This is a genomic window from Ancylobacter sp. TW_SC_1 (assembly GCF_056836805.1).
The window spans coordinates 26,934-47,526 of sequence record NZ_CM166365.1 but is presented as its reverse complement, the minus strand read 5'-3'; the positions used below and the strand labels follow the sequence as shown (position 1 = coordinate 47,526).

At 68.0% G+C, this 20,593-nt stretch carries 19 protein-coding genes and 1 riboswitch; of the genes, 13 read left to right on the top strand and 6 right to left on the bottom strand.

What is annotated here, in order from left to right; translation table 11 throughout:
* Window positions 1–62 precede the first annotated feature (62 nt).
* The 5 genes from AC1PZ7_RS00240 (at window position 63) to AC1PZ7_RS00220 (ending at window position 4,377) form a co-directional block, all read left to right on the top strand.
* Entirely contained in the window at window positions 63–1,271 is a 1,209-nt protein-coding gene (locus AC1PZ7_RS00240; RefSeq protein ID WP_482357515.1) for a pyridoxal phosphate-dependent aminotransferase, read from the top strand.
* Between the two features lie 62 nt (window positions 1,272–1,333).
* Window positions 1,334–2,485, top strand: a complete 1,152-nt coding sequence (locus AC1PZ7_RS00235; protein ID WP_482357514.1) for a PAS domain-containing sensor histidine kinase — start codon at window positions 1,334–1,336, stop codon at window positions 2,483–2,485.
* A gap of 11 nt (window positions 2,486–2,496) precedes the next feature.
* Window positions 2,497–3,114, top strand: coding sequence for a response regulator transcription factor (locus tag AC1PZ7_RS00230; RefSeq protein WP_482357513.1), 618 nt, complete (start codon window positions 2,497–2,499; stop codon window positions 3,112–3,114).
* 132 nt (window positions 3,115–3,246) lie between these two features.
* Window positions 3,247–3,561, top strand: coding sequence for a response regulator (locus tag AC1PZ7_RS00225; RefSeq protein ID WP_482357512.1), 315 nt, complete (start codon window positions 3,247–3,249; stop codon window positions 3,559–3,561).
* Window positions 3,562–3,735: 174 nt separating this feature from the next.
* Window positions 3,736–4,377 (top strand): helix-turn-helix domain-containing protein, encoded by a 642-nt coding sequence (locus AC1PZ7_RS00220; protein WP_482357511.1) that lies wholly within the window; start codon window positions 3,736–3,738, stop codon window positions 4,375–4,377.
* Between the two features lie 127 nt (window positions 4,378–4,504).
* Here AC1PZ7_RS00220 and hemN read toward each other — a convergent pair whose 3' ends face one another.
* The gene (hemN, locus tag AC1PZ7_RS00215; protein ID WP_482357510.1) at window positions 4,505–5,824 is read right to left on the bottom strand and encodes an oxygen-independent coproporphyrinogen III oxidase; all 1,320 of its coding nucleotides are present in this window, start codon (window positions 5,822–5,824) and stop codon (window positions 4,505–4,507) included.
* 110 nt (window positions 5,825–5,934) lie between these two features.
* On the opposite strand from hemN, the gene AC1PZ7_RS00210 reads away from it, so the two are divergent.
* On the top strand, window positions 5,935–7,050 hold the full coding sequence (locus AC1PZ7_RS00210; RefSeq protein WP_482357509.1) for an AbrB family transcriptional regulator: 1,116 nt from the start codon (window positions 5,935–5,937) through the stop codon (window positions 7,048–7,050).
* 75 nt (window positions 7,051–7,125) lie between these two features.
* On the opposite strand, the gene hemA is transcribed toward AC1PZ7_RS00210, so the two are convergent.
* The 4 genes from hemA to upp form a co-directional block, all read right to left on the bottom strand.
* Window positions 7,126–8,352, bottom strand: coding sequence for a 5-aminolevulinate synthase (gene hemA / locus AC1PZ7_RS00205; protein WP_482357508.1), 1,227 nt, complete (start codon window positions 8,350–8,352; stop codon window positions 7,126–7,128).
* Between the two features lie 135 nt (window positions 8,353–8,487).
* On the bottom strand, window positions 8,488–9,009 hold the full coding sequence (locus AC1PZ7_RS00200) for a hypothetical protein (RefSeq protein WP_482357507.1): 522 nt from the start codon (window positions 9,007–9,009) through the stop codon (window positions 8,488–8,490).
* Window positions 9,010–9,151: 142 nt separating this feature from the next.
* The gene (locus AC1PZ7_RS00195; RefSeq protein WP_482357506.1) at window positions 9,152–10,375 is read right to left on the bottom strand and encodes an agmatinase family protein; all 1,224 of its coding nucleotides are present in this window, start codon (window positions 10,373–10,375) and stop codon (window positions 9,152–9,154) included.
* A 93-nt stretch (window positions 10,376–10,468) separates the two neighbouring features.
* A riboswitch (guanidine-I (ykkC/yxkD leader) is annotated at window positions 10,469–10,588 on the bottom strand.
* A gap of 83 nt (window positions 10,589–10,671) precedes the next feature.
* Window positions 10,672–11,337 (bottom strand): uracil phosphoribosyltransferase, encoded by a 666-nt coding sequence (gene upp / locus AC1PZ7_RS00190; RefSeq protein ID WP_482357505.1) that lies wholly within the window; start codon window positions 11,335–11,337, stop codon window positions 10,672–10,674.
* A gap of 220 nt (window positions 11,338–11,557) precedes the next feature.
* Between upp and AC1PZ7_RS00185 the strand changes: the two genes are divergently transcribed.
* Together AC1PZ7_RS00185 and AC1PZ7_RS00180 are read left to right on the top strand one after the other, a co-directional pair.
* Window positions 11,558–12,826, top strand: a complete 1,269-nt coding sequence (locus AC1PZ7_RS00185; protein ID WP_482357504.1) for a GTP cyclohydrolase II — start codon at window positions 11,558–11,560, stop codon at window positions 12,824–12,826.
* A 258-nt stretch (window positions 12,827–13,084) separates the two neighbouring features.
* Window positions 13,085–14,329, top strand: a complete 1,245-nt coding sequence (locus AC1PZ7_RS00180) for a URC4/urg3 family protein (RefSeq protein WP_482357503.1) — start codon at window positions 13,085–13,087, stop codon at window positions 14,327–14,329.
* Window positions 14,330–14,446: 117 nt separating this feature from the next.
* Here the strand turns inward: AC1PZ7_RS00180 and AC1PZ7_RS00175 are convergent, their stop codons facing one another.
* Window positions 14,447–15,409: a Bug family tripartite tricarboxylate transporter substrate binding protein gene (locus AC1PZ7_RS00175; protein ID WP_482357502.1), complete on the bottom strand. Its 963-nt coding sequence runs from the start codon at window positions 15,407–15,409 to the stop codon at window positions 14,447–14,449.
* Window positions 15,410–15,759: 350 nt separating this feature from the next.
* Here AC1PZ7_RS00175 and AC1PZ7_RS00170 point away from each other — a divergent pair, with 350 nt between their 5' ends.
* The 5 genes from AC1PZ7_RS00170 (at window position 15,760) to AC1PZ7_RS00150 (ending at window position 20,554) form a co-directional block, all read left to right on the top strand.
* A complete protein-coding gene (locus AC1PZ7_RS00170) occupies window positions 15,760–16,854 on the top strand; it encodes an ABC transporter ATP-binding protein (protein ID WP_482357501.1) in 1,095 nt (364 codons plus the stop codon).
* 47 nt (window positions 16,855–16,901) lie between these two features.
* Window positions 16,902–18,236, top strand: a complete 1,335-nt coding sequence (locus AC1PZ7_RS00165) for an ABC transporter substrate-binding protein (protein ID WP_482357500.1) — start codon at window positions 16,902–16,904, stop codon at window positions 18,234–18,236.
* A gap of 87 nt (window positions 18,237–18,323) precedes the next feature.
* Window positions 18,324–19,175 (top strand): ABC transporter permease, encoded by an 852-nt coding sequence (locus tag AC1PZ7_RS00160; protein ID WP_482357499.1) that lies wholly within the window; start codon window positions 18,324–18,326, stop codon window positions 19,173–19,175.
* A gap of 162 nt (window positions 19,176–19,337) precedes the next feature.
* The gene (locus tag AC1PZ7_RS00155) at window positions 19,338–20,168 is read left to right on the top strand and encodes an ABC transporter permease (RefSeq protein WP_482357498.1); all 831 of its coding nucleotides are present in this window, start codon (window positions 19,338–19,340) and stop codon (window positions 20,166–20,168) included.
* 164 nt (window positions 20,169–20,332) lie between these two features.
* Window positions 20,333–20,554, top strand: a complete 222-nt coding sequence (locus AC1PZ7_RS00150; protein WP_482357497.1) for a hypothetical protein — start codon at window positions 20,333–20,335, stop codon at window positions 20,552–20,554.
* Window positions 20,555–20,593: the final 39 nt, after the last annotated feature.

Here is a 20,593-nt window from a genome sequence, read left to right as displayed (position 1 = left end):
ATGATTGCCGACCGCCCGCTGGTTGTAAGCTGGCGGCCCGCGCCTCCTTCACAGGTTCTTCCATGTCCGCCGACGTCGCCTCGTTCTCCACGCCCCCCTCGCTGCTCGACCATATCCGCCCGCAGGCGCTCTCGCTCCCCGAGAGCGGCATCGTCGAGGTGATGAACTACGGCCGCAATCATGAGGGGCTGATCCCGCTCTGGGCCGGCGAGGGCGACCTGCCCACACCCGCCTTCATCAGCGAGGCGGCGACGCGCTCGCTGGCGGCCGGCGAGACCTTCTACACCTGGCAGCGCGGCATTCCCGAGCTGCGCGCCGCCATCGCCCGCTACATGAGCCGGCTCTACGGCGTGGCGGACGATCCCGAGCGCTATTTCGTCACCGGCTCGGGCATGCAGTCGATCCAGATCGCACTGGCCCTGACCCTGTCCGCCGGGGAAGAAATCCTCATTCCCTCGCCCTCTTGGCCGAACGCGGCGGCCGCGGCCGAGGTGATCGGCGCGCGCCCGGTCTTCGTGCCGTTCTCCTTCGACGAGACGCGCGGCTTCTGGCTCGATCTCGACCGGCTGGAAAGCGCGGTCACGCCGCGCACGCGGGTGATCTTCATCAATTCGCCGGCCAACCCGACCGGCTTCGTCGCTTCGCTCGACACGCTGCGCGGCGTGCTCGACATCGCCCGCCGGCATGGCCTGTGGATCGTCGCCGACGAGATTTACGGCCGCTTCTTCTATGAGGCCGGCGAGGGCGGCGTGGCGCCGTCCTTCCACGCGGTCATGGAGCCGGACGACCGCATCCTGTTCGTGCAGACCTTCTCCAAGAACTGGGCGATGACCGGCTGGCGGCTGGGCTGGATCGAGGCGCACCCCTCGCTCGGGCCGGTGCTGGAGAACCTGATCCAGTACTCGACCTCCGGCGTCGCCGCCTTCATGCAGCGCGCCGGCATCGCGGCGCTGGAGCGCGGCGAGAGCTTCGTCGCCCACCAGATCGAGCGGGCACGGCGCGGGCGCGACGTCGTCGCGCAGGGGCTGGCCTCCTCCAACCGCGTGCGCTTCGCTCCGCCGCCCGGCGCCTTCTACATGTTCTTCGGCGTCGAGGGCGCGAGCGACACGCGCGCCCTGGCGCTCAGGCTGGTCGACGAAGCCGGCATCGGCCTCGCGCCGGGCACCGCCTTCGGGCCGGGCGGGGAGAACTACATCCGCATGTGCTTCGCGCGCGGCGAGGCGCAGATCGTCGAGGCGACCGACCGGCTCGTGCGCTGGCTGCAGAGGTGACGAAAGGGAAATATCGCCGGAGGTAACTTGCGGGCGGCAGGCCGGCGACGCAGAGTGTCGCCATGCGTGATATCCTCGACTCGTTAGCGTCGCACGACCTGCCGACCGTGTCGGAGGCCCGGCTCCTGTCGGTCCTCGATACGGCGGCCGACGGCATTATCGTGATCGACGAGCGCGCCCGCATCCTGATCTTCAACAAGGCCTGCGAGCAGATGTTCGGCATCGCCTCCGCCGAGGCGTTTGGCCAGAACGTCAAGATCGTCATGCCGCCGGAATATGCGAAGGCGCACGACGAATATGTCGGCGGCTACATTCGCACCGGCGTGAAGAAGATCATCGGCATCGGCCGCGAGGTGCGCGGACGGCACGCCGACGGCACCATCTTTCCGCTGGAACTGTCGGTCGGCGAGGCGGCGACGCCGGACGGGCGCCAGTTCATCGGCATCCTGCGCGACCTGCGCCCGCGCAAGGAGAGCGAGCAGCGCCTCGCCGATCTGCAGAGCGAGCTGGTCCATCTCGCCCGCGTCTCCGCCATCGACGAGATGGGCGCCGCCATCGCCCATGAGCTGAACCAGCCGCTGACCGCGCTGATGCTCTACCTGCAGGCGATCCGGCGCGCGCATAGCCGCGGCGTCGACATCGTCCGCGTCGTGGGCGACATCCTCGACAAGGCGGCGGGCGAGGCCGAGCGCGCTGGGCACATCATCCAGCGCATGCGGCAATTCGTGGAGAAGCGCGACCCCGAGCGCCATGTGCGCCAGCTCGATCCGCTGATCGACGAGGCCATCGACCTGACCCTGCTCGGCCAGCGCCACCGCATCCGCATCCATCGCAAGCAGGGCGAGAATCTGCCGCCGGTCTCGGTCGATCCGGTGCAGATCCAGCAGATCGTGGTCAATCTGGTGCGCAACGCCATCGAGGCGGCCGCCGGCGCGGCCGATCCGGCGATCCATATCCGCACGCGCGCGGCCGATGACAGCGTGGTGCTCGAAGTGCAGGACAACGGCCCCGGCATCGCGCCCGAGGCGCTGCCGAAGCTGTTCGAGGCCTTCGCTAGTTCAAAACGTCGCGGCATGGGGCTCGGCCTTGCGATTTCGAGGACGATCGCCCAGAACCACGGTGGGGATCTTGTGGTCGATCCGGGCGGCAATGGCAGCGGCGCGTGTTTCTCGCTCGTCCTGCCAGCGGCGTCGGTACCGGACGAGGTTGGGTGAGGGAGCCGTCGATGGCGCAGTTGGGTGAGGTCTTCGTCGTCGACGACGATGCTGCGGTGCGCGACGCGCTCTCGCTGGTGCTCAGCCTCGAAGGCTACCATGTGCGAGGGTTCTCGGACGGCGCGGCTTTCCTTTCGGTGGCGCGCACCCATGTGCCGGCCTGCATCGTGCTGGACGTGCACATGCCGGGCCGCTCGGGCCTCGATATCCTCAAGGAACTCGAAGCCGACCGTTACCCGGCGCCGATCTTCGTCATTTCCGGCCAGGGCGACATTCCGATGGCGGTGGACGCCATCCGCCATGGCGCGCTCGATTTCATCGAGAAGCCGTTCGACGCCGATACGGTGCTGGAGCGGGTGCGCGATGCCATCGCCGCCCATGCCCGCCGCGGCTCGGCCGAGCCGGGCGACCTGCTGACCGCGCATTTCCCGGGGCACGACCTGCTCACGCCGCGCGAGCGCGAGGTGCTGGTGCAGATCGCCTCCGGCGCCTCCAACAAGGAGGCCGGGCGCAAGCTGAGCATCAGCCCGCGCACCATCGAGGTGCACCGCGCCCGCATCATGGAGAAGCTCGGCGCCAAGAACGCGGCCGATCTGGTGCGCATCGTCCTCAAGGACATGCGCGACTGAGCGGGCACGGCGCGCAAAGCACCGGCTCTACGCATCCCTACGAATTGCTGATCCGGCCGCATTTTCTCACTTTCAGAGGAAATGGCCGGGAGAGAGTCTTTGCGCGTTCATGTGGTTGAGGACGATGCCGGGGTGAGCGATTCCCTCGCTCTGATCCTCGGAAATATCGGTCATAAGGTGATCTCCCACCCTGACGCCGAAAGCCTTTTCAAGGCCCCGGTGCCGGGGGGAGGGGATGCCGTCATCGTCGATCTCAGCCTGCCCGGCATACCGGGCGCGCAGCTCGTGCGCTGGCTGCTCAGCCTCGCCTCGCCACCGCGCGTCGTGGTGATCACCGGCCAGTCGCAGAGCTTCATCGACCATCAGCTGCGCGGTCTCCAGCCGACTTGGCTGGTACGCAAGCCGCTCGACGTCGAAGCGATCACCCGCGTCCTGCCGGCCGAGTGAGGCCGCCCGCCGGCGGGATCCGTCCCGCCGGAACCGCGCCGCTCGCCCGGAATCCGATTCGCCGGCGCATGGATTTCGGACGCCGCTTCCGGAAAGTCCCTTACGCAGCCCCCCGAACTGTGCCGGTCCGCTTCGACCACTAATGTTGCGCCAGATCAAAGGTGGAGCGAACAGATGCGACAGATCATCGAGGAACGCACCGGCAGCCCGTCGCGCCAGCCAAGCTGCGTGGAGCCGCACTGCTCGACCATTCGGACCGCCGCTCACGTCACGGTGCTGCATGAGGGTGACCCCGCCCGCCGCATCATGGAAGTGGTCGACGGCGCGGTGATGCTGACCAAGCTGCTGCCGGACGGGCGCCGTCAGGTGGTCGAACTGCTCGGCCCCGGCGACGTGTTCGGCCTCGCCCATGCCGACGCCTATGCCTGCTCGGCCGAGACGCTGACGCCCGCCACGATCACCACCCATGAGCGCAGCGCGCTGGAGCGTGATCCGGTGATCGGCGCCCGCCTGCTGCGGCGCTTCGAGGCGCAGCTCTGCGTCATGCATTCCCACGCGCTGGTGCTCGGCCGCATGTCGGCGCTGGAGCGCGTCGCCTTCTTCCTGCTGCGCCTGATGCCCGAGAGCATGGTCGGCGGCACGCTGCACCTGTCCATGACCCGGCAGGAAATAGCCGATTTCCTCGGCCTGACGCTGGAGACGGTGAGCCGGGCCTTCTCCGAACTGAAGCGGCGCGGCTTCGTCGTGCTGCAGCGCGCCGACGAGGTGCGCATCCAGGATCGCAGCAGCATGCGCCGCCTCGCCGGCGCGCTCTGAGCAGGATTTCCATCCCGGCAGCGTAGCGCCGGTTCATGTGCGACGACCCTACCCTCCAGCACCTGGGCGCCCCACCTCGCGGGCGCCCTTTTTCTTTTTGCGACCGGCTCCGCCCATCGTCCGTCGGTCACACCGCCGCCGAGTGACGCGCCGCCTGCATCTGCAGCCGGTGATCGAGGGCGGCGGCGGCAAGGCGCACGAAGGGACGCCCGGCGGGTGTCATGGCGACCCGGCGACCGTCAATGGTCAGAAGCCCGTCGGCGGCGAGGTCGGCCAGGCGCGGTGCCGCCGCGGCCAGGGTGGTGGGGTCGAGGTCGACCTCAAGATTGCACATCAGCCGCTCGATGAGGGCGCCGCGCGTGACGTCGTCGGAGGTGAAGGTGATGCCGCGCACGGTGGCGAAGCGGTTCGCGTCGATCGCTCTGAGATAGGAGGCGACATCCGGCGCGTTCTGCGTGTAGCCCTGCGGGAAACGGCTGATGGCCGAGGCTCCCATGGCGACGAGCACGTCGGCCTGATCGACCGTGTAGCCTTGGAAATTGCGCTTGAGCCGCCCCGTCGCCGCCGCGCGCGCCAGCGGGTCGTCGTTCCGGGCGAAGTGATCGAGGCCGATCGCGACATAGCCATTGTCGAGCAGGACGCCGCGGGCAGCTTCCGACTGTTCCAGCCGCTCGGCCGCACCGGGCAGCCCCTTCTCGTCGATGAGCTTCTGGTTCGGCCGCATCCACGGCACATGCGCATAGCCGAACAGCGCGAGGCGCTCGGGCGCCAGCAGCGTGGCGAGGCGCGCGGTACGGCGAATGTCGCGCTCGGTCTGGTAGGGCAGGCCGTACATGAGGTCGAGATTGATCGAGACGATGCCGGCCTCGCGCAGCAGGTTCATGGCGCGCTCGACCGTGCCGAAGGGCTGCACCCGGCCGATGGCGCGCTGGACGTGGGCGCTGAAATCCTGGACACCCAGGCTGACCCGGTCGACGCCGATGGCGGCGAGCGCGTCGGCGATGTCGGCGTCGGTCTCGCGCGGGTCGAGCTCGAAGGCGTATTCGGCGAGGTGGTCGAGGTCCAGCCTGTCGGCGATGCGCGCGCCGAGGCGCCTCAGCGTCTCGGGTCCGAGCAGGCTCGGCGTGCCGCCGCCCCAGGCGATGTGGGTGATGCGGCGCGGGCCGATCCGGGCGGCGACGAAGTCGATCTCGCGCTCCAGCCGTTCGGCATAGGCGGCCACCGGCTCGGGCCGGCGCGTCGCCTTGGTGGTGCAGCCGCAATAGAAGCAAAGCGCCGGGCAGAAGGGGACGTGCAGATAGAGTGAAACGGTGGCGTCGCCGGGAAGCTGGTCGAGCCAGCGCGCGTGCTGCTCCGGCCCGATCTCGCTGGTGAAGTGCGGGGCGGTCGGAAAGGACGTGTAGCGGGGCACGGCCCGCTCTGCATGGATGAGGTTCGCGCTATGCATGCGGAAGGTTTGACCGATGCAGTCATTCGTCGCATTGATCCGCCGCAAACGTCGCGCGTCGCGGATGCCCCCGGGGCGCCCGTCTTCCGTGCCCCCGCCGGTTCCGCTCCATGCCCCTGCCGCCTTTGCTGACGAAGCTGATCTCCTCGCCGTACCGATTCGCCTGGTTCGGCGCGACCCTCGTGCTCGCCTTTGCCGGCGGCTGGCTGTTTGCCTGGCTCGGCATGCCGGCGGGCTGGCTGTCCGGCGCGCTGGTGGCGACGGCGGTCGCGGCACTGCTCGGCGCCCCGGTCGGGGTGGAGAAGAATCTGCGCCTGGGCATCTACATCATCCTCGGCACCTCGATGGGCTCGTCCATCACCCCCGACACGCTGCAGGGCATCACCACCTGGCCGGTGACGATGCTGGTGCTGGTGGCCTCCGTCCCGGTGATGATGGGGGCGGTGATCGTCTATCTCGAGAAGGTCGCCGGCTGGGACCGGCGCAGTGCCTTCTTCGCCGCCGCGCCGGGCGCGCTGTCGACCGTGCTGATCATGGCGGAGAGTTCGGGCGCGGATACGCGGCGGGTGGTGTTCGGCCAGTCGCTGCGGCTGTTCGTGCTGGTGGCACTGCTGCCGGCGGCGATGGGCGGGCTCGGCCACCAGCCGGCCGGCACCCTGCCGATCAACCCGGTGGTGCCGGACCTTACCAGCTTCTTCCTTTCGCTCGGCGTCGGCATCGTGAGCGGCCTCCTCGCCGAGCGGATGCGCTTTCCCGGCGGGGCGATGGTCGGCTCGATGCTGGCGAGCGGCCTCGTGCACGGGGCGGGGCTGATCGAAGGACGCCTGCCGGACATCTTCCTCATCGTCGGCTTCGTGGTGCTCGGCGCCAATACCGGCAGCCGCTTCGCCGGCACGCGACTGGAGACGCTGCGCCACTTCCTGGTCGATTCGCTGGCGGCGCTGCTGATCGCGACAGCGGTGGCGCTGGCCTTCGCGCTGCTCGGCTCCTGGCTCGCCGACGAGCCGCTGCCCAAGGTGCTGTTGGCCTATGTGCCCGGCGCGCTGGAGGCGATGACCATCATGGCCTTCGTGCTCGGCATCGACCCCGCCTTCGTCGCCGCGCACCACCTCACGCGCTTCCTCGGCCTCGCCCTGGCGATTCCGGTCGTGGCGCGGCTGTTCTTCGGACGGGCGGAGATCCCGTCGGAGAATGTCGAGATCGACAAGACCGAGCCGAAGGACTGAGTCTGATCGACCATGCCGGGAGAGCCGGCCGGCGGCGGATCGTTCCGCCGCGTCGCTGGATGACCGCGGGGCGGCCTATTCCGCGGCTTCGGCGCGCTCCACGAAGCCGAGGCCGAGCCGGGTCCACACATCGGTGAGCGCGTCTGCCAGATGCGCGACCAGCGCGTCGTCGTGGAACGGGCCGGGGGTGATGCGCAGCCGCTCCGCGCCGCGCGGCACGGTGGGGTAGTTGATCGGCTGGATATAGATGCCGTGCTCGGCGAGCAGCATGTCGCTCGCCGCCTTGCAGGCTTCCGCGTCGCCCACCATGATCGGCACGATGTGGGTCTCGGTGACGATCTGCGGCAGGCCGGCGAGGTCGAGCGCCCGCTTGACCTTGGCGACCTGGGCCTGCTGGCGGGCGCGCTCCGCGCCGGAATTCTTGAGGTGGCGCACCGAGGCGACGGCGGCGGCGGCAACCGCCGGAGGCAGCGCGGTGGTGAAGATGAAGCCCGGCGCGTAGGAGCGCACCGCGTCCATCACCGCGCGCTTGCCGGTGATGTAGCCGCCGACCACGCCGAACGCCTTGCCGAGCGTGCCTTCGATCACGTCGACGCGGGACATCACCCCGTCGCGCTCGGCCACACCCGCGCCGCGCGGACCGTACATGCCGACCGCGTGTACCTCGTCGAGATAGGTCATCGCGCCGTAGCGCTCGGCGAGGTCGCAGATGGCGCCTATGGGGGCGACGTCGCCATCCATCGAATAGATGCTCTCGAAGACGATCAGCTTGGGCCGGTCGCCGGCCGCCTGCAGCAGCTCCTCGAGATGGGCGAGGTCGTTGTGGCGGAAGATCTGCTTGTCGCGGCCCGCCTGGCGCACGCCCTCGATCATCGAATTGTGGTTGAGCGCGTCCGACAGGATCAGGCAGTCGGGGATGAGCTTGGCCAGCGTCGAGATGCCGGTCTGGTTGGAGATGTAGCCGGAGGTGAAGACGAGGCCGGCTTCCTTGCCGTGCAGGTCGGCGAGTTCGGCCTCGAGCTCGACCACGGCGTGGCTGTTGCCGGAAATGTTGCGGGTGCCGCCGGCGCCGGCGCCGGCTTGGCGCGCGGTGGCGCACATGGCCTCGACCACGTCGTCATGGCAGCCCATGCCGAGATAGTCGTTGGAGCACCAGATGATGATGTCGCGCTCGCCCTGCGGCGAGTGCCAGACGGCGTGCGGGAAGCGCGCGGTGTCGCGTTCGATCTCGGCGAAGGTGCGATAGCGACGCTCGTTCTTGAGCGTGTCGACGGCATCCTGGAAGAAACGTGCGTAGTCCATGGCGCATCCCAACTCGGCCACCGCCCGCGACGGGGCGGGGCACTCCTTGGGCACCATGAACTTTGGAGAGGTTCCGATCAACCCGGCAAACCCCGGACGCGGCGATCGGGCGCGCCTATTGAAAACGCCGCGCGCTCACGTCTCCGCGAGCGCGCGCACCTGCGCCAGCGTCATCGGGACGGCGGCCTGCCCGTCGAAATAGACGAAGCGCAGCGTGCGCCGGCGCGAGGTCATGGCGGCCGGCAGCGGGTCGTAGCGGAAGCTGCCGCCGCCCAGATGCGGCATCACCGCCCCGATGTCGGTGGTCTCGCCGGTCTCGACGCGCAGAAGGCTGACGCGCACACCTTGCGTCGTCACCGCGTCGAACGGCACGCGGGCGAGGCGCAGGAAGCTGGTGGGGTCGCTGGCGGTGGCGAAGCTCTCGACGAAGGCCGTCTCGACGAGGTCGAGATCGGGCTCGACATGCGGCTCGTCGCTCTCCTCCGGCGCGTGCGGCAAATGCGGCGTCTGCCATTGCGCGGCAGGGCGCGGCGAGGCGCCGTGATTGTGCCCGGCCTGATGCGCGTGGCCGTGCGAATGCGAATGCGATTCCGCGTTGGCGTGGCTGTGCCCGCCGGCGCCGTGGTCGTGGTGATGATGGTCGTGGCCGCGATGCATGGGGAGTTCCTTTGCTTCCCTCTCCCCGTCAGGGAGAGGTGGCCCGCTCAGCGGGTCGGTGAGGGGTTGGCTGGTCTCCGTCTGTCGAAGACCCTCACCCCAACCCTCTCCCCGCCGGGGAGAGGGAGTGCTGTCGTGTTCGTCAGAAGCTCACCGGCTTGTCGATCATGTGCTTGTGGCTGCCAAGCTTGCCATGGGCCAGCATGGAGCCGAGCGCCTCCACCACGACGCGCGTGGCGAACAGGGCGGTGATGTCCGAGGTGTCGTAGGGCGGCGAGACCTCCACCACTTCGAGGCCGCACAGCCCCTCGGCGGCCACCAGCCCGAGGATCTTCAGCGCCTCGCGCGGCAGGAAGCCGCCCGGCTCCGGCCAGCCGGTGCCCGGCACGAAGCCGCAGTCGATGCTGTCGACGTCGAAGGAGATGTAGACCGCGTCGGCGTCCTTCCAGGCGAGCTCGAGGGCGATCTCGGCGGCCTTTTCCAGCCCGATCTTCTCGATGTCGTCGATGGTTAGCACGTTGGTGCCGCGCTTCCTCGCCTCCTGCACGCCGTAGCGCGGCACCTGCCAGCCGCCGATGCCGAGCTGCACGAGGTTCTTCGGCGAGACGTTCGGCAGGTTGGTCGCCCAGTACCAGGGCGTGGTGTGCATGCGCTCGTCGAGATCCTTCTCCTGGATGTCGATGTGGCGGTCGAAATGGATGATGCCGATGCGCTTGGAGGTGCATTCGGCGATGCCGCGCACGCAGGGAAAGCCGATCGAATGGTCGCCGCCGAGCATGATCGGCAGCGCGCCGGAGGAGAAAACGTGGGAAACGCCCTTGGAGATCTGGTCGAAGCTCTTTTCCAGGTTGGCGGGAATGGTGAACACGTCGCCGGCGTCGCACAGCGTCATCTGCTCGCGCAGGTCGACGCCGAGCTCGTAATTGTAGGGCGTGTAGAGCGCCGAGATGCGGCGTATGCCCTGCGGCCCGAAGCGGGTGCCGGGACGGTAGGTGGTGCCACTGTCGAACGGAATACCCAGCACGGCGGCGTCGTATTTGCCGACGTCGCGGACATTTTCGACGTAAGGGGCCTTCATGAAGGTGTTGATGCCGGCGAAATGCGGCAGCTCGCCGCGCGCGAAGGTCGGGATCGACTTGTCGGTGATCGAGTCGGCGCCGGGCAGGCCCATGTCGAGCGCCCATTGCTGCTCCTTGCGCCAGCCATCCTCGGAGAGCTTCTCCTCGGCCTCCAGCGCCTTCCAGCCCTGCATTCCCCTGATCTCGAAATTGGGATGATGCCGGCGAAGCCGCTCGGGCGCGGGAGGCAGGCCCGCGACACGGGTGGAGCGATGGGGTGGGGTGGAACGCTGGGGAGAGTGGGGCATCCTGTGTCTCCATCCGCCGAAGGGTCTTGACGGCTTCGGGAGGAGACCCGGGCGGACGGCCGGAGGGTCTTCGCCGCGAATGCCGCCGCGCGAACCTCCCGGGCTTTTGTCCCGCCGTGGACCTGGCGATCGTCGATCGCCCGGCTGCCCCTCTCGGACCAGCCACGCCGCGGACATAAGGTCTTCGGCGCCGGAACCCTAGGGACATTTGCCGCGAGCGTAGATCGGCCCGCCCCCGGACGGAAGCCCGGATAAGCGGCATTTTCCGGCGCGGGCGCCGAAAGTTTCGGCGCGGCCTATTTGGTGCCGAAGATGCGGTCGCCGGCATCGCCGATGCCCGGCACGATGTAGCCGTGATCGTTGAGGTGGCTGTCGACCGCCGCGGTGTAGACCGGAACGTCCGGATGCGCCTCGTGGAAGGCTTTCAACCCCTCCGGCGCGGCGATCAGGCAGACGAACTTGATCGACTGGCAGCCCGCCGCCTTGACCTCGGACACCGCCGCCGCCGCCGAATTGCCGGTGGCGAGCATGGGGTCGAGCACGATGGCGGTGCGTGAGGCGATGTCGCGCGGCAGCTTGAGATAATATTCCACCGCCGCCAGCGAGACCGGGTCGCGATACAGCCCGACATGGCCGACGCGCGCGGCTGGCAGGATCTCCAGCATACCTTCCAGAATGCCGCCGCCGGCGCGCAGCACCGAGACCAGGCACAGCTTCTTGCCGGCCACCACCGGCGCCTGCATCGTCGCCAGCGGCGTCTCGATCTCGATCAGCTCCATCGGCATGTCGCGCGTCACCTCGTAGGCGAGCAGCATGCTGATCTCGCGCAGCAGTAGCCGGAACTCGTTGGCCGGCGTGCGCGAGCGACGCATCAGGGTCAGCTTGTGCTGGATCATCGGGTGATCGACGACGACGGTGGTCGGCGGCAGGGCGGCCTCGGTCAGGACGGTGGGCGCGTTCATGGTCGGCGTCTCGCTCAAGCTGGGGGCCACGGCGCGCGGCGGCGTGCCGTCCCCTTCCTCTGACGTTAGGATAGCGCGAAATGCGATACAAGAAACGGACCACTCCGTCCGATTTTTTCGCCACATCGCACCCTCCCCCTTGCGGAACGGCGGATTTCGCGCTCACATCCATTGCTTCCAGAGCCTTGGCGATGTCGCCGGACTTCGAAGCGAGCCAAACATGTCCGTCAATGCCAGTGCAGGCGGTCGTTCCCGCAACCACATCGTCCTCACCTCCCATGGCGCGTCGACCGGCGTTTCCGCCGATGCCCCGGCGCTGAACTGGGGGGCCCCCGACCCGGCCCTGCGCGGCCCGGTGGTCGCCACCCTCACCGACATGAAGCGGCGCAACGCCATCGGCACCCATGCCGGCGGCTATGCGGTCTATCGCGCCCTCGCCATCGCCGCCGGGGCGCTACCGGCCGATTTCAAGGCGGATCTCACCAACACGGCGCCCTCCGACGTCATCGGCCCGCACCCGCAATGGGGCGATCCCGGCAAGATCGTCTCGCTCGATCCGTTCGGCCACAGGATCGGTGAGGCCTTTGCCGACGCCGTGGCCACCGGGCTCGACGTGCGCCCCTCCATCGCCATCACCCGCGCCCATATCGACATGCCGGAGATTCGCGACGCGCTCAGGGCCGGGCGGCTGAAGATCGACGGCGACATCATCGGGCCGAAGGGCGACGTGCGCGTCACCAAGGCGGCGATCGAGCCGGTCTGGTACCTGCCCGGCATCGCCGCGCGTTTCGGCGTGGCCGAGGGCGCGCTGCGCCGGGCGCTGTTCGAGCATACTGGCGGCATGTTCCCCGAACTTGTCACGCGCGGCGACCTCAAGGTGTTCCTGCCGCCGATCGGCGGCATGACGCTCTATATGTTCGGCGATCCCGCGAGAATCGGCGACGGCGTGACCCCGCTCGCCTGCCGCGTGCATGACGAGTGCAACGGCTCGGACGTGTTCTCGTCCGACATCTGCACCTGCCGGCCCTATCTCGCCCATGGCATCGAGATGTGCGTGGAGATGGCGCAGGCGGGCGGCGTCGGCCTCGTGGTCTACAACCGCAAGGAAGGCCGCGCGCTGGGCGAGGTGACGAAGTTCCTCGTCTACAACGCCCGCAAGCGGCAGGAGGGCGGCGACCTTCCCGAGACCTATTTCAAGCGTACCGAATGCGTCGCCGGCGTGCAGGACATGCGCTTCCAGGAATTGATGCCGGACGTGTTCCACTGGCTCGGCATTTCGAAGATCGACCGCTTCGCCTCGATGAGCGACATGAAGTTCAACGCGCTGGAGCGTGCCGGCATCGAGGTGGTGGAGCGCGTGCCTATCCCGGCCGATCTCATCCCGCCGGACGCCCGCGTCGAGATGGAGGCGAAGGTCTCCGCCGGCTATTACGGCGTCGGCTTCGAGAGCCAGTATGACGCGACGCAGGGCCGGGCGCTGAAGGAGTAGGTTTCAACGAGGGTTTCGTCATCCCGGACATGGCGCAGCCATGAGCCGGGATCGTTCTCCCAATTTTCTGCGATCCCGGATCGGGCCGGCGGCCCGTCCGGGATGACGGCAGTGGAAGCCAGAGCGCAACATGCCCCCATTCCACCCTCATCCCCGGGCTTGATCCGGGGATCCATCGCCGGGCCGTTCCCGGTCGTTTCGTCTCTGGGTGGCCGTGTCGAGCCCGGCCATGAGGGATGTACAGAAGAGTGTGACGTGATGATCCCGCCCCAGAATCTCCCGCCCGAACTCGCCGCCCTGCGTTCGTCCGCCGCTGTCCGTGCCCGCTGCCATCAGGTGCTGGACCATGTGCGGGCGGGACGCTCGCCGCATTTCGCTGTCGACGAGGCGGCGCTGGACACGGTGGCCGACTACGTCGCGCAGGTGACGCGGCAGGATTATCCGACGCTCGACATCCCCTATCACAGCCGCTGGCGGCATTTCGATGCCGGCGGGGTCGGCCGCTGGCCGGCGCTGGAGGCGACGCTGGAGACGGTCGACGCCGCCGGGCGCGCCCGCATCATGATCGACCTCGCGGTGGTGAGCGTGCTGCTCGACGCCGGCGCGGGCGATGCCTGGCATTACCACGAGGACGAGACCGGTCTCACGCTCGGCCGCTCCGAGGGGCTCGCTGTGGCGAGCCTGCGGATGTTCGAGGCCGGCGGTTTCTCCTCCGACCCGGCCGAGCCGCTGCGGGCCGACGCGCCGGCGCTGATCGGCCTCGATGCGGAGACGCTCGGCCGGTTCTTCCAGATGGCGGACGACAATCCGCTGGTGGGGCTGGCGGGCCGGGCGGCGCTGCTCAACCGGCTCGGCCATGCGCTCGCCGCGCGGCCGGACCTGTTCTGCGACGAGGTGGCGCGGCCGGGCGGGCTCTATGACGCGCTCGCTCCGACGGCGAGGATCGGCCGGCTGCCGGCGGCGCGCATCCTCGCCGCGCTGCTCGACGGGCTCTCCACCATCTGGCCGTCGGGGCTGCAGGTCGATGGCGTGGCGCTGGGCGATGTCGGGCGCCATCCGGCGGTGCGGGTCGACGACCTCTCCGATCAGCTCGTGCCGTTCCACAAGCTGTCGCAATGGCTCACCTATTCACTGATCGAGCCCTTCGAGGCGGCCGGGCTCGCCATCACCGATCTCGACGCGCTCACCGCGCTGCCGGAATACCGCAATGGCGGGCTGCTGGTCGATCTCGGCGCCATCGTGCCGCGCCGGCCGCTTGATCCCGCGCGGAAGCACCCGGTGGACAGCGAGCTGGTCGTCGAATGGCGGGCGTTGACCGTGGCGCTGATGGACCTGCTCGCCGACCGGGTGCGTGAGCGCCTCGGCTTCGATGCCTCGCAGTTCCCGCTCGCCAAGCTGCTGCAGGGCGGCACCTGGACGGCGGGGCGGCGCATCGCCGCCGAACGCCGCCCGCCCGCCGGGCCGCCGCCTCTGGCCATCGACGCCGACGGCACGGTGTTCTGAGCTATCCGTCATCCCGGATGGCCGAAGGCCGATCCGGGATCGCGCACGAGATTGCGGACGATCCCAGCTCTGCGCTGGCTTCGTCCGGGATGACGGCCAATGCCCGATCGGCCCGTCTCAGTCCAGCTGCGCGCCGGTCGCCTTCACGATCGGCGCCCATTTGGCGATTTCCTTCTTCACATGCTCGCCCAGTTCCTCCGGCGTCGAGCCGACCGAGACGGCGCTGAAATCGGCGAGGCGCGCCTGCACCTTCGGGTCGGCCAGCGCCTTGTTGGCGGCGGCGTTGAGCTTGGCCACCACCTCCGGCGGGGTGCCCGCCGGGGCGAAGACGGCGTTCCACGTATAGGTTTCGTAGCCGGGCACGGTCTCGGCGATGGCCGGCAGGTCGGGGAAGGAGGGCGCGCGCTTGGCGGTGGTCACGCCCAGCGCCCTGAGCTTGCCGCTCTTGATGTGGCCGGAGGAGGAGGGGAGGTTGTCGAACATGATCGGCACCTGGCCGGAGAGCACGTCGATCAGCGCCGGGCCGGCACCCTGATAGGGGATGTGCTGCATGTCGACGCCGGCCATGCTCTTGAAGAGCTCGCCGGAGAGGTGCAGCGGCGTGCCGTTGCCGGAGGAGGCATAGGCATATTTGCCCGGATCCTTCTTCAGCAGCGCGATCAACTCCTCGGTGGTCTTGGCCGGGAAGTCGGGGTTCACCACCAGCACGTTCGGCACGATGACCAGCAGCGAGACCGGCGCGAAGCTGGTGACCGGGTCGTAGGGCATCTTCTTGTAGAGCGTCGGGTTGAGCGCGTGGGTGGCGACCGTGCCCATCAGGATCGTGTAGCCGTCCGGATTCGCCTTGGCGACCTGCGCGGCGCCGAGATTGCCGCCCGCGCCGCCCTTGTTCTCGACCACGACGGGCTGGCCGAGCTCGGCGCTCATCCGCTCGGCGATCAGCCGGCCGACGAGGTCGGTCGAACCGCCGGCGGCGAAGGGGATGACCAGCGTCACCGGCCGGGTCGGAAAGTCCTGCGCGGCGGCGGGTCCGATGGCGAAAAGCGAGGCGATGGCGGCTGCATAGAACGTACGGATCATCCGGCGATCTCCCTGTCGGCCGCGCCCAATGCGCGGCGGGGCCTCTGCGGGGCCCGTCCCTGATCTAGAGTGCGGCATCGCGTCGTCACGCTCAATCCTTCGAGTGTCGAAGGTGAGCGGATGAAATTGTATGCCCCGTGCGCGCGGCGGGTTCCGTTCTGGGCAATGCCGCACAATGATGCCTATTATCGCGGCATTGTTTTCCCGTGGCGGGTCTTTCGCGCGGGGCGCGCGCGCGACGTCTCCACGGCGGGCGTCGCCGGGCGCCTTTCTCCCCGCCATTGCTCGACTGGCATATCGCTTGCGTTGATAGCTGACCGTTCGAACCAGCAGGGGGCCATGCCGACCACATGAGCAAGGGCGCCGAAATCGAACTCGTCGAGGTTACGAAACGCTACGGCGCGGCGCTGGCGGTCGATGCCGTCTCGCTGAAGATCCCCGCCGGCACCTATTGCTGCCTGCTCGGGCCCTCCGGCTGCGGCAAGACCACGACGCTGCGCATGATCGCCGGGCATGAGAGCGTCACTCAGGGCGACATCCGCCTCGGCCCGACGGTCGTCACCGACCTGCCGCCTGCCCGTCGCGGCACGGCGATGATGTTCCAGAGCTACGCGCTGTTTCCCCATCTCGACACCGTCGACAATGTCGCCTTCTCGCTGAAGATGAAGGGCGTCGAAAAGGCGGCGCGCCGGGCCAAGGCGATGGAGATGCTCAAGCTGGTGCAGATGGCCCATCTCGCCGAGCGTCGCCCCGCCCAGCTTTCCGGCGGCCAGCAGCAGCGCGTGGCGCTGGCGAGGGCGCTGATCACCGATCCGCAGGCGCTCCTCCTCGATGAGCCGCTTTCCGCGCTCGACCCCTTTTTGAAGATCAAGGTGCGCCAGGAGTTGAAGAAGCTGCAGCTCCAGCTCGGCATTTCCTTCATCCACGTCACCCACAGCCAGGAGGAGGCGATGGCGCTCTCCGACCTGGTGGTGGTGATGAATGGCGGGCGCATCGAGCAGGCGGCGACGCCGCGCGAGGTGTTCAACCGGCCCGCCACCGCCTTCGTCGCCCGCTTCATGGGCGATCACAACGTGCTTGCCGGGCGGGTGACCACGGTCGGCGCGGAGGGCGTGACCTTCGAGGTGCCGGGTGGCGCCTCCTTCCGCGCGCCGGGCACGCCGGGGCTGGAGCCCGGGGCGCCGGTGGAGATCGCCGTGCGTACCGACCGGGTGCGGCTGGCGGAAGGTGTGGTGCCGGGCTGTGGCCTGACCGGGCTGGTGCAGAACATCGAATATCACGGCCAGAAGGTGCAGATCGCGCTCGCCGCACCGGGCGTCGACGAGTTCTCGGTGCAGGTGCCGGAGACCGCCTTCTTCGAGACGCCGCTCTCCGTGGGCGACGCCGTGCCGCTCGCCTGGACGCCGCAGGACATCCACATCCTCGAGGCCTCGCCCTCGGCCTGAACCCTTAACCGCTCCACGCCACCGCCGATAATGTTCGGGAGACAGTCATGAGCCAGAAGACCACGGATCGCACCGGCGCCAGGGCCGGCAAGGCCGGCAAGCCTGCGGAAACCGGCGCCGGGGTGAGCCGTCGCGGCCTGCTGAAGGGCGCCGCCGCGCTCGGCGGCCTCGCCGTCGGCAGCGGGGCCGTCACCGGCTTCCCGACCATCTGGGCGCAGAACCCGATCACGCTGCGCCAGTTCGGCACCGGCGTGTCGAACCTCAATGCCATCGCCGAGAAGTGCAAGGCCGATCTCGGCATCACGCTGCAGATGACGGCGCTGGATTCGGACGCGGTGTCGCAGCGCGTGGTGACGCAGGCGAATTCCTTCGACATCGCCGACATCGAGTACTGGATCTGCAAGAAGGTCTTCGCCGCCGGCACGCTGCAGCCGATGGACGTCAACAAGATCAAGTATTACGACCAGATCGTGCCGATCTTCACCACCGGCAAGCTCACCCCGGAATCGAAGATCGCCCAGGGCACCGCGCCCAACACGGTCGGCTTCGTCGAGGGGCCGGACTCCAAGAAGTTCGCCCCCGCGCCGACCCAGTGGATGACGCTGATCCCGACCATCTACAATGCCGACACGCTCGGCATCCGCCCCGACCTCGTCGGCCGGCCGATCAAGAACTGGAAGGACATTCTCGATCCCGCCTTCAAGGGCAAGACCTCGATTCTGAACATCCCGTCCATCGGCATCATGGACGCGGCGATGATCTGCGAGAGCGCCGGCATCATCAAGTACGGCGACAAGGGCAACATGACCAAGGCGGAGATCGACACCACGATCGATTTCCTCATCAAGACCAAGAAGGCCGGCCAGTTCCGCGCCTTCTGGAAGACCTTCGACGAGAGCGTGAACCTCATGGCGTCGGGCGAGGTGGTCATCCAGTCCATGTGGTCGCCGGCGGTGGCGGCGGTGCGCTCGAAGGGCATTCCCTGCGTCTACCAGCCGCTGGAGGAGGGCTACCGCGCCTGGGGCGGCGGCCTCGGCATCGCCAAGCACCTGAAGGGCGCGCAGCTCGACGCGGCCTATGAATACATCAACTGGTATCTGTCGGGCTGGGTCGGCGCCTATCTCAACCGGCAGGGCTACTATTCCGCCGTGCTCTCCACCGCCGAGAAGAACATGTCGCCGGACGAATGGGCGTTCTGGATGCTCGGCCAGCCGGCCAAGACCGACATTCTCTCGCCCGAGGGCAAGGTGATGTACACGGCCGGCGCGGTGCGCGACGGCGGCTCCTTCAAGGAGCGCATGGGTGCGGTGGCCTGCTGGAACTCGGTGATGGACGAGGACCGCTACATGGTCCGCCGCTGGAACGAGTTCATCGCCGCGTGAGGAAAGCGATGCGGGACGAGCATCTTCTTCTCCCTCTCCCCGGCGGGGAGAGGGCTTTGCAGCACCGGTCCCTTCATGGCACGCCGCATGACCCTGTCCCGGATCGCACCCTACCTGCAGGCGGCGCCGCTCACGCTGATCCTGGCGGCATTTCTCGTGCTGCCGATCGCCACCATCGTGATGGTGAGCTTCTGGGACTACGATTCGATCCAGATCTTCCCGGATTTCGTCTTCACCAATTACGAGGAGACGATCACCTCCCCGGTGACCTGGAACACCTATCTCAACACGCTCAAATACACCGTCATCGTCTGGGCGGTGACGCTCGTGGTCGGCTTCTGGGTCGCCTACTACCTTGCCTTCCACATCCGCTCGGCGACGATGCAGATGGTGCTGTTCCTGATCTGCACCATCCCGTTCCTGACCTCGAACATCATCCGCATGATCTCGTGGATTCCGTTCCTCGGCCGCAACGGGCTCCTGAACCAGACGCTGATGACCATGGGCGTCATCGACCAGCCGCTGGAGTTCCTGCTGTTCTCGGACTTCGCGGTGGTGCTCGCCATGGTGCACCTCTACACGCTGTTCATGGTGACGCCGATCTTCAACACGCTGATGCGCATCGACCGCGCGCTGATCGAAGCGGCGCGCGACGCGGGGGCGAGCGCCTTCCAGATCCTCACCAATGTCATCATTCCGCTGGCCAAGCCCGGCATCGCCATCGGCTCGATCTTCGTGGTGACGCTGGTGATGGGCGACTTCATCACCGTGCGTTTCATGTCGGGGGGCCAGTCGGCCTCGGTCGGGCTGATGATGGCGAACCAGATCGCGCTGCTGCAATACCCGGCGGCGGCGGCAAATGCGGTGATCCTTCTGGTGCTCGTGCTGCTGCTGGTCGCCGCCATCCTGCGCATCGTCAACATCCGCAAGGAGCTGTGAGATGCGAGCGGGAATGGCGCGCGCAGTGAACATCCTTCGAGGCCCGGCCGCTGGCCGGGCACCTCAGGATGACGTCGACCCGGCGGGAGCAACGGCACGTCATGCTGAGGTGCGAACGAAAGCGAGCCTCGAAGCACGCAGGCCCTTGGGGAGGATCAGCCGATGAACTCCGAAAAGCGCGGCCCCGGCTTCTACGTGCTCACCGCCTTCTTCGTGCTGTTCGTGCTGTTCCTGTACGGGCCGCTGTCGACGATCTTCATCCTGTCGTTCCAGGGGCCGAATGGCGGGCTGACCTTCCCGATGAACGGGGTGTCGCTGCGCTGGTTCCAGAACCTGCTATTCGAGCAGCAGGCGGTGGGCGATTTCGGCGGCGCCTTCTCCCGTTCGCTGGTGCTCGGCGTCATGACCATGCTGACGACGGTGGTCGTCTCGCTGCTGGCGGGCCTCGCCTTCCGCCGCCGTTTCCTCGGCAGCGGGCCGCTGTTCTACCTCACCATCGCCAGCCTGATCGTGCCCTCGATCCTGATCTCGCTCGGCATCGGCCTCGCCTTCAACGTGTTCGGGCTGGAGCCGGCCTGGTATTCCTCGGCCTTCGGTGCCCACCTGACCTGGACGCTGCCCTTCGGCCTCCTGATCATGTTCGCGGTCTTCAACCGCTTCAACCCGGCCTATGAGGAGGCCGCGCGCGATCTCGGCGCCAGCGCGTGGCAGACCTTCGCCCATGTGGTGCTGCCGATCATCCTGCCGAGCCTCGTCGGCGTCGGCCTGTTCGGCTTCACCCTCTCCTATGACGAGTTCGCCCGAACGCTGATGACCTCCGGCAGCTTCAACACGCTGCCGCTGGAGATCTACGGCATGACCACCAATGTCACGACGCCGGTGCTCTATGCGCTGGGCACGGTGACGACGGTGTTCTCCATGGCGGTCATCCTGATCGCGCTCGCCACCATCGCGGTGCTGCGCAAGCGCCGCGCCCGCCGCCTGGCCGGCTGAGCCATCCGGCAAAGAAATTACGTAACGTCAGTCTCTTGCTGGCGGCTGGAGTGCGCGTATCGGTAGGGAACCGGATGGTTCGCGGCCGGTTGTCGTCCCAAATAAGCCGCATCGTCGGCGTGTTCGGCGGGGCGAAGCGGCGGTGGACGTCACGGGAGAGCGCCATGAACATTTCAACCACGGATCGCACCATCTGCGATCTTCTGAAGGAAGTCGCGAAGGACGATCGCAAGCACGCGCTGACCATCAAGCTGCGCAGCGGTGACATGATCACCGCCTATGGGCCGATCGAGGTGGCCGACCGCTTCATGCTGTGCCGGCTGCATGACAGCAATTACGAGGGCAGCCAGCTTATCGCGCTGGATACGATCGAGTTCATCCGCTGACGGTTGCCCGCTCCCTCCGGCGGCACAGCCGGCCGGCGA

Bases quoted from the DNA above. Each gene is read 5' to 3' on its own strand.
- AC1PZ7_RS00240 (WP_482357515.1), top strand. From the start codon at position 63: ATGTCCGCCGACGTCGCCTCGTTCTCCACGCCCCCCTCGCTGCTCGAC.
- AC1PZ7_RS00235 (WP_482357514.1), top strand. From the start codon at position 1,334: ATGCGTGATATCCTCGACTCGTTAGCGTCGCACGACCTGCCGACCGTG.
- AC1PZ7_RS00230 (WP_482357513.1), top strand. From the start codon at position 2,497: ATGGCGCAGTTGGGTGAGGTCTTCGTCGTCGACGACGATGCTGCGGTG.
- AC1PZ7_RS00220 (WP_482357511.1), top strand. From the start codon at position 3,736: ATGCGACAGATCATCGAGGAACGCACCGGCAGCCCGTCGCGCCAGCCA.
- hemN (WP_482357510.1), bottom strand. From the start codon at position 5,824: ATGCATAGCGCGAACCTCATCCATGCAGAGCGGGCCGTGCCCCGCTAC.
- AC1PZ7_RS00210 (WP_482357509.1), top strand. From the start codon at position 5,935: ATGCCCCTGCCGCCTTTGCTGACGAAGCTGATCTCCTCGCCGTACCGA.
- hemA (WP_482357508.1), bottom strand. From the start codon at position 8,352: ATGGACTACGCACGTTTCTTCCAGGATGCCGTCGACACGCTCAAGAAC.
- AC1PZ7_RS00200 (WP_482357507.1), bottom strand. From the start codon at position 9,009: ATGCATCGCGGCCACGACCATCATCACCACGACCACGGCGCCGGCGGG.
- AC1PZ7_RS00195 (WP_482357506.1), bottom strand. From the start codon at position 10,375: ATGCCCCACTCTCCCCAGCGTTCCACCCCACCCCATCGCTCCACCCGT.
- upp (WP_482357505.1), bottom strand. From the start codon at position 11,337: ATGAACGCGCCCACCGTCCTGACCGAGGCCGCCCTGCCGCCGACCACC.
- AC1PZ7_RS00185 (WP_482357504.1), top strand. From the start codon at position 11,558: ATGTCCGTCAATGCCAGTGCAGGCGGTCGTTCCCGCAACCACATCGTC.
- AC1PZ7_RS00180 (WP_482357503.1), top strand. From the start codon at position 13,085: ATGATCCCGCCCCAGAATCTCCCGCCCGAACTCGCCGCCCTGCGTTCG.
- AC1PZ7_RS00175 (WP_482357502.1), bottom strand. From the start codon at position 15,409: ATGATCCGTACGTTCTATGCAGCCGCCATCGCCTCGCTTTTCGCCATC.
- AC1PZ7_RS00170 (WP_482357501.1), top strand. From the start codon at position 15,760: ATGAGCAAGGGCGCCGAAATCGAACTCGTCGAGGTTACGAAACGCTAC.
- AC1PZ7_RS00165 (WP_482357500.1), top strand. From the start codon at position 16,902: ATGAGCCAGAAGACCACGGATCGCACCGGCGCCAGGGCCGGCAAGGCC.
- AC1PZ7_RS00160 (WP_482357499.1), top strand. From the start codon at position 18,324: ATGACCCTGTCCCGGATCGCACCCTACCTGCAGGCGGCGCCGCTCACG.
- AC1PZ7_RS00155 (WP_482357498.1), top strand. From the start codon at position 19,338: ATGAACTCCGAAAAGCGCGGCCCCGGCTTCTACGTGCTCACCGCCTTC.
- AC1PZ7_RS00150 (WP_482357497.1), top strand. From the start codon at position 20,333: ATGAACATTTCAACCACGGATCGCACCATCTGCGATCTTCTGAAGGAA.